Annotated in this window: 5 protein-coding genes; 4 read left to right on the top strand and 1 reads right to left on the bottom strand. The window is 64.5% G+C overall.

Features of this window, described 5'->3' with window-relative positions:
* The 4 genes from QZL63_RS10490 to QZL63_RS10505 form a co-directional block, all read left to right on the top strand.
* Nucleotides 1-334: hypothetical protein (locus QZL63_RS10490; protein WP_290587124.1), on the top strand; the 334-nt coding region annotated here is incomplete at its 5' end.
* A gap of 141 nt (nt 335-475) precedes the next feature.
* Complete coding sequence (locus QZL63_RS10495) at nt 476-1,084, top strand: 3'-5' exonuclease (protein ID WP_022309247.1); 609 nt, start codon at nt 476-478, stop codon at nt 1,082-1,084.
* Nucleotides 1,081-2,280, top strand: coding sequence for a class I SAM-dependent rRNA methyltransferase (locus QZL63_RS10500; RefSeq protein WP_022309248.1), 1,200 nt, complete (start codon nt 1,081-1,083; stop codon nt 2,278-2,280). The genes QZL63_RS10495 and QZL63_RS10500 overlap by 4 nt, the downstream gene beginning before the upstream one ends.
* Before the next feature lie 19 nt (nt 2,281-2,299).
* A complete protein-coding gene (locus tag QZL63_RS10505; protein WP_022309249.1) occupies nt 2,300-3,145 on the top strand; it encodes an alpha/beta hydrolase in 846 nt (281 codons plus the stop codon).
* A gap of 254 nt (nt 3,146-3,399) precedes the next feature.
* Here QZL63_RS10505 and yidC read toward each other — a convergent pair whose 3' ends face one another.
* Nucleotides 3,400-5,145 (bottom strand): membrane protein insertase YidC, encoded by a 1,746-nt coding sequence (yidC, locus tag QZL63_RS10510; RefSeq protein WP_022309250.1) that lies wholly within the window; start codon nt 5,143-5,145, stop codon nt 3,400-3,402.
* Nucleotides 5,146-5,158 lie beyond the last annotated feature (13 nt).

Raw genomic sequence — 5,158 nt, forward strand, 5'->3', positions numbered from 1 at the left:
GCACACGCGGCATCCCGAAGCTCGGGAGGCCGCAACCGCTCCTGCCCTGCGGCAGTCCGGGACATCTTCCACCCCGCCGGCACAACATCCCGAACCGGCGCAGGCCACAGGTCCCCGCAATTTGTCCGACGCCGCGTCCGACACCGCCCCGGCCGCTCCATCGCTTGCCTGCCGGCTGCTCGAGCGCCTCGCCGCAGGCCCCGCCTCGCCGCGCACCCTCGCCGAAGTCTGTGCCTGCCCGCCCGAACGGCTGGCCGAGACCCTCCGCCCGCTGCTCGACGCGGGACGCATCCGCACCACCGAAGACGGACTGCTCCGCCTGGCCGACCGCTGAAGCCCTCCCCGACCGCATCCGTCCGTCGGGCCCGGCACTCCGCCGCCCATGCAGCGTGCACCTGCAGAATGCCGGAAAAAGGTTTGCCGGCCGCAAGTTTTCTGAAAAATATTCCGTAATTTTGCGGGAACGTTCCAGGGAATGAGTACAGAAAACCGATTCATAGACAAAATAAGCAACGAGCAGACGGCCCTGCTGCCGGCCATCGAGTTCCGGGGCGAGATCCGCATCGTGGAGGACGAACGCGACATCGCCGCGGCCTGCAAGTATCTGGCCGAACAGCCCGTCATCGGCTTCGACACCGAGACCCGCCCGTCGTTCCGGCCGGGCGTGACGTTCCGTGTGTCGCTGCTGCAGCTTTCCTCGCCCGAGGTCTGCTACCTCTTCCGCCTCAACCGCATCCCGCTCGACAAGGCCATCCTGCAGCTCTTCGAGAACAAGCGCCTGCTCAAGGTCGGCGCCGACGTGGCCGGCGACCTGCGCTCGCTGCGCCAGATCCGCCACTTCCGCGACGCCGGATTCATCGACCTGCAGGCCATCGCCCCCGAATGGGGCATCGCCGAGAAGAGCCTCCGCAAGCTCTCGGCCATCGTGCTCGGGCAACGCGTCTCGAAGGCCCAGCGGCTGAGCAACTGGGAGGCCGCGACACTCACCGACAAGCAGCAGCTCTACGCCGCCACCGACGCCTGGGTCTGCACCCGCATCTACGACCGGCTGCTGCGCACACCGAAAAAACCGCTTCGCCAATGATACCGCAAATTTACCTGCGCCGGGGCAAGGAGGAGTCGCTCCTGCGCCGCCACCCGTGGATCTTCTCGGGTGCCATCGACTACATCAAGGCCGAGGAGGAGTCCGAGATCGCCGAGGGCGCCCTGGTCGAGGTCTACAACCGCTCGGGAGAGTTCATCGCTCTGGGACACTACCAGATCGGCTCGATCGCCGTCCGGGTCCTCACCTTCGAACGCGAAGAGATTGACCAGGCGTGGTGGAACCGCCGCGTGGCCGTGGCCTACGACGTGCGCCGCACGCTCTCGCTGACCGACAGCGCGGAGACGACGTGCTACCGGCTGATCCACGGCGAGGGGGACTCGCTGCCGGGGCTGGTGACGGACATCTACGGCACGACGGCCGTCATCCAGTGCCATTCGGTGGGCATGTACCGCAGCCGGCAGCAGATCGCCGAGGCGATCCGCACGGTCTACGGCGACCGCATCACGGCCATCTACGACAAGTCGTCGCAGACGCTCCCCTTCAAGGCCAACCTCGGAGCGGTGGACGGCTACCTGTGGGGCACGTCGGACCACACCTCGCAGGTGGTGTTGGAACACGGCGAGCAGTTCCTCGTCAATTGGGAAAAGGGCCAGAAGACCGGGTTCTTCCTTGACCAGCGCGAAAACCGCGAACTGGTGAAGCGCTACGCCAAGGGACGCACCGTGCTCAACACGTTCTGCTACACGGGCGGCTTCTCGGTCTACGCGCTTGCCGGAGGGGCCCGCGAGGTCTGCTCGGTCGATTCGTCGGAGCGCGCCGTGGAGCTGGCCACGGAGAACATGCGACTGAACTTCGGCGAGGGCGCCCCGCACACCGAGATCGCGGCCGACGCCGTGGAGTACCTGCGCGACATCGGCGACCGCTACGACCTGATCATCCTCGACCCGCCGGCCTTCGCCAAGCACCACAAGGTGCTCGGGAACGCCATGCAGGGCTACAAGCGCCTCAACGCCCGCGCGCTGTCGCAGATCCGCCCGGGCGGCATCCTCTTCACCTTCTCCTGCTCGCAGGCCGTTTCGAAGGAGCTCTTCCGCACGACGGTCTTCTCGGCCGCAGCCATCGCCGGACGCAAGGTGCGCATCCTCCACCAGCTCTCGCAGCCGGCCGACCATCCGATCAACATCTACCACCCCGAGGGCGAATACCTCAAGGGGCTGGTGCTCTATGTCGAATAGCCACACACACCCCAAAGCCATGAAACGACTGCTGACCGCCCTCCTCCTCACCGTTGCCGCAACGGCCGCAACGGCCGGTGGCCGTCTGGAGACCTTCACCCTCCGGAGCGAGATCCTCCAAAGCGGGAAAAGCTGCACGGTCTACCTGCCCGACGGCTACGACCGCGACACGACCCGCCGCTACCCGGTCCTCTACCTGCTCCACGGAGCCAGCGGATACCACGGCGACTGGGTCGAGAAGGGCAACATGTACCAGATCGCCGAGGAGGCGATCGCCGCGGGAAGGGCCCTGCCGATGGTCGTCGTGATGCCCGACGCATCGGGCACCGGGCCCCACTACATGGGCGATCACATGGGCTACTTCGACGTGCCGGGATGGGCCTACGAACGCTTCTTCTTCGAGGAATTCCTGCCCGCCGTGGAGCAGCGCTACCGCATCCGCGGCGACAAGCGCCACCGGGCGATCGCAGGCCTTTCGATGGGCGGCGGCGGTACGGCCGTATATGCTCTTCGGCATCCGGAGCTCTTCTCGTCGGCCTGCCCGATGAGTGCGCTGCTCGAGTCGCACGGCGATCCCGAGGAGAACGCCTTCCGCCGCTCGGTGGAGGAGAACTCCCCCGTCAAGCTGGTCCGCAACCTCAGCGACGAGGAGGCCGCCGCACAGCGTACCGTCCGCTGGTGGGTGGACTGCGGCGACGACGACTTCCTGGCCCTCGGGAACATCCACTTCTTCGAAGCGATGCGCGAAAAGGGAATCCCCCTGCAATACCGCATGCGCGACGGCGGCCACACCTGGCGCTACTGGCAGACGGTGCTCGAAGAGGTGCTCACGTTCGTCTCGATCGGATTCGCCGGAGAGGAGTAAGAGAGCGCATGACCATGAAACGGAAACGCCGCAGGAGAATCTCCTGCGGCGTTTTCACATCCGGAAGGGAGATGCTCTTCGGGACCGCCATTCGCCGGAAACGGCGATACCCCCTTCTGCCCGCGGGCCTGCCGGCCGAAACGGGAAAAGTTCCCCGGCCAAACATGGCACATTTCCGGAGGCTCGCCCACCCGACAAAAACGGCCCGGAGGCATCACCTCCGGGCCGACAACATGCGGGAAACGGATTCCCGGCTATTTCTTCTTCGCGCGCTGGGCAGCCTCCTGCTGACGCATGAGCTCCTCGTAGCGCTGCTGGAACTTCGACTTCTTGCCGTTCGACTTGCGCGCGGCATTGGCCTGCATGATCGCCTGGATCTTCGAATCATCGACCATGCGGCGGATCACGAGCGTCTGTCCGATGGTCAGCAGGTTCGAGAGCAGGTAGTAGTAGCACAGACCGCTGGCGTAGCTGTTGAACCACAGCAGCAGCATGACGGGCATCAGGTAGACCATCATGAACTTCATACCGGGCATCTGCGTCTGCGTCGAGGCCGTCTGCTGGTAGTTGTAGTACGAGTAGAAGAACATCGACGCCGCCATCAGGAGGGCGAAGAGCGAGATGTGGTCGCCGTAGAAGGGGATCGAGAAGGGCAGGTTCAGGATGCTGTCGTACGACGACAGGTCATCGGCCCACAGGAAGGGCTGGTCGCGCAACTCGATCGACGCGGGGAAGAAGCGGAAGACGGCGATCAGGATCGGCATCTGGATCAGCAGCGGGATGCAGCCGCCCATGGGGTTGATACCGGCCTTCTTGTAGAGCTCCATCGTGGCCTGCTGGCGCTTCATGGCATCCTCCTGCTTGGGGTACTTCTTGGCCAGCTCATCGACCTGGGGTTTGATCAGGCGCATCTTGGCCATCGAGACGTAGCTCTTGTAGGTCATGGGCGAGATGATCAGGCGGATCAGCACCGCGAGGATCAGGATGACGATGCCGAAACTCGGGATGTAGTTCCTCAGGAAATCGAAGACCGGAATGACAAACCAGCGGTTCACCCAGCCGAAGATGCCCCACCCGAGCGGAATGAGCCGCTCCATGTAGAGGTCGTCACCCTCCGTGGCAGTCACCTTCTTGAGGATCGAGTATTTGTTCGGTCCGTAGTAGAAGGCGAAGTCATACCCTTCGGTATCGGCGGTGTAGGGCACGGTCATCTGCGCCCGGAAGTTCTTCACATAACCCGAACCGGGCTGTGCGGTCGTAAAGCCCATATTGGCATACGAGACATTCTCGGGGGCGATGAAGACCGACGAGAAGAACTGCTGCTTGAAGGCCACCCAGTTCACCGAGGTGGTCACCTCCTTCGACCGCTCCTCCTCGCTCATGCTCAGCTCCTCGACCGACGAATCGCCGGGGAAGCGGTAAGCCACCGTCGTGTACATGTTCTCGTTCTTGAAGCCCTTCTCGTTCTGGTAGGTCGAGGCGGCCCAGTCGAGGCGGATCTGCGTCTGGTTGGCCATCTCGGCGGCCATGTTCACCAGCCGTACGTCGAAGTCCACGAGGTAGTCTCGCTCGGGCGAGGCCGTGTCGTAGATCAGGTAGCGGTACTCGAGGCTCGCATCGGCCGCCACGGGCAGACGCATCACGACGAGCTGCACCCCGTCGGGGGTGGTCGTCACGGGGTCGGCCTCGAAGACGTAGTCCAGTGTATTGACATCGACGTTGTTGAGGCCGTTGCGGACATAGAACGTCATGCCGAACTGCGCCGTCTCGGGATCCATCATCTCGACGGGACGGCCCTCCTCCTTGCGGGGGGCATACTTGCGGTAGTCCTTGAGCGTCACGCCGGTCACCTGACCGCCGCGGGTCGAAAAGCGGACCGACATCACGTCGTTCTCGACGGTGAACTCCTCGGGTGCGGCCTCACGGGCAGCGGCGAGGTATTCACCCAGCGTCTCGACCTGCCGCTCGCGCACGGCAGCCGCAGCCCCGGCTACGGCCACCCCGCCCCGCGGG

The organism is Alistipes sp. CAG:268 (genome assembly GCA_000434235.1).
GTDB classification, from domain to species: Bacteria; Bacteroidota; Bacteroidia; order Bacteroidales; family Rikenellaceae; genus Alistipes; species Alistipes avistercoris.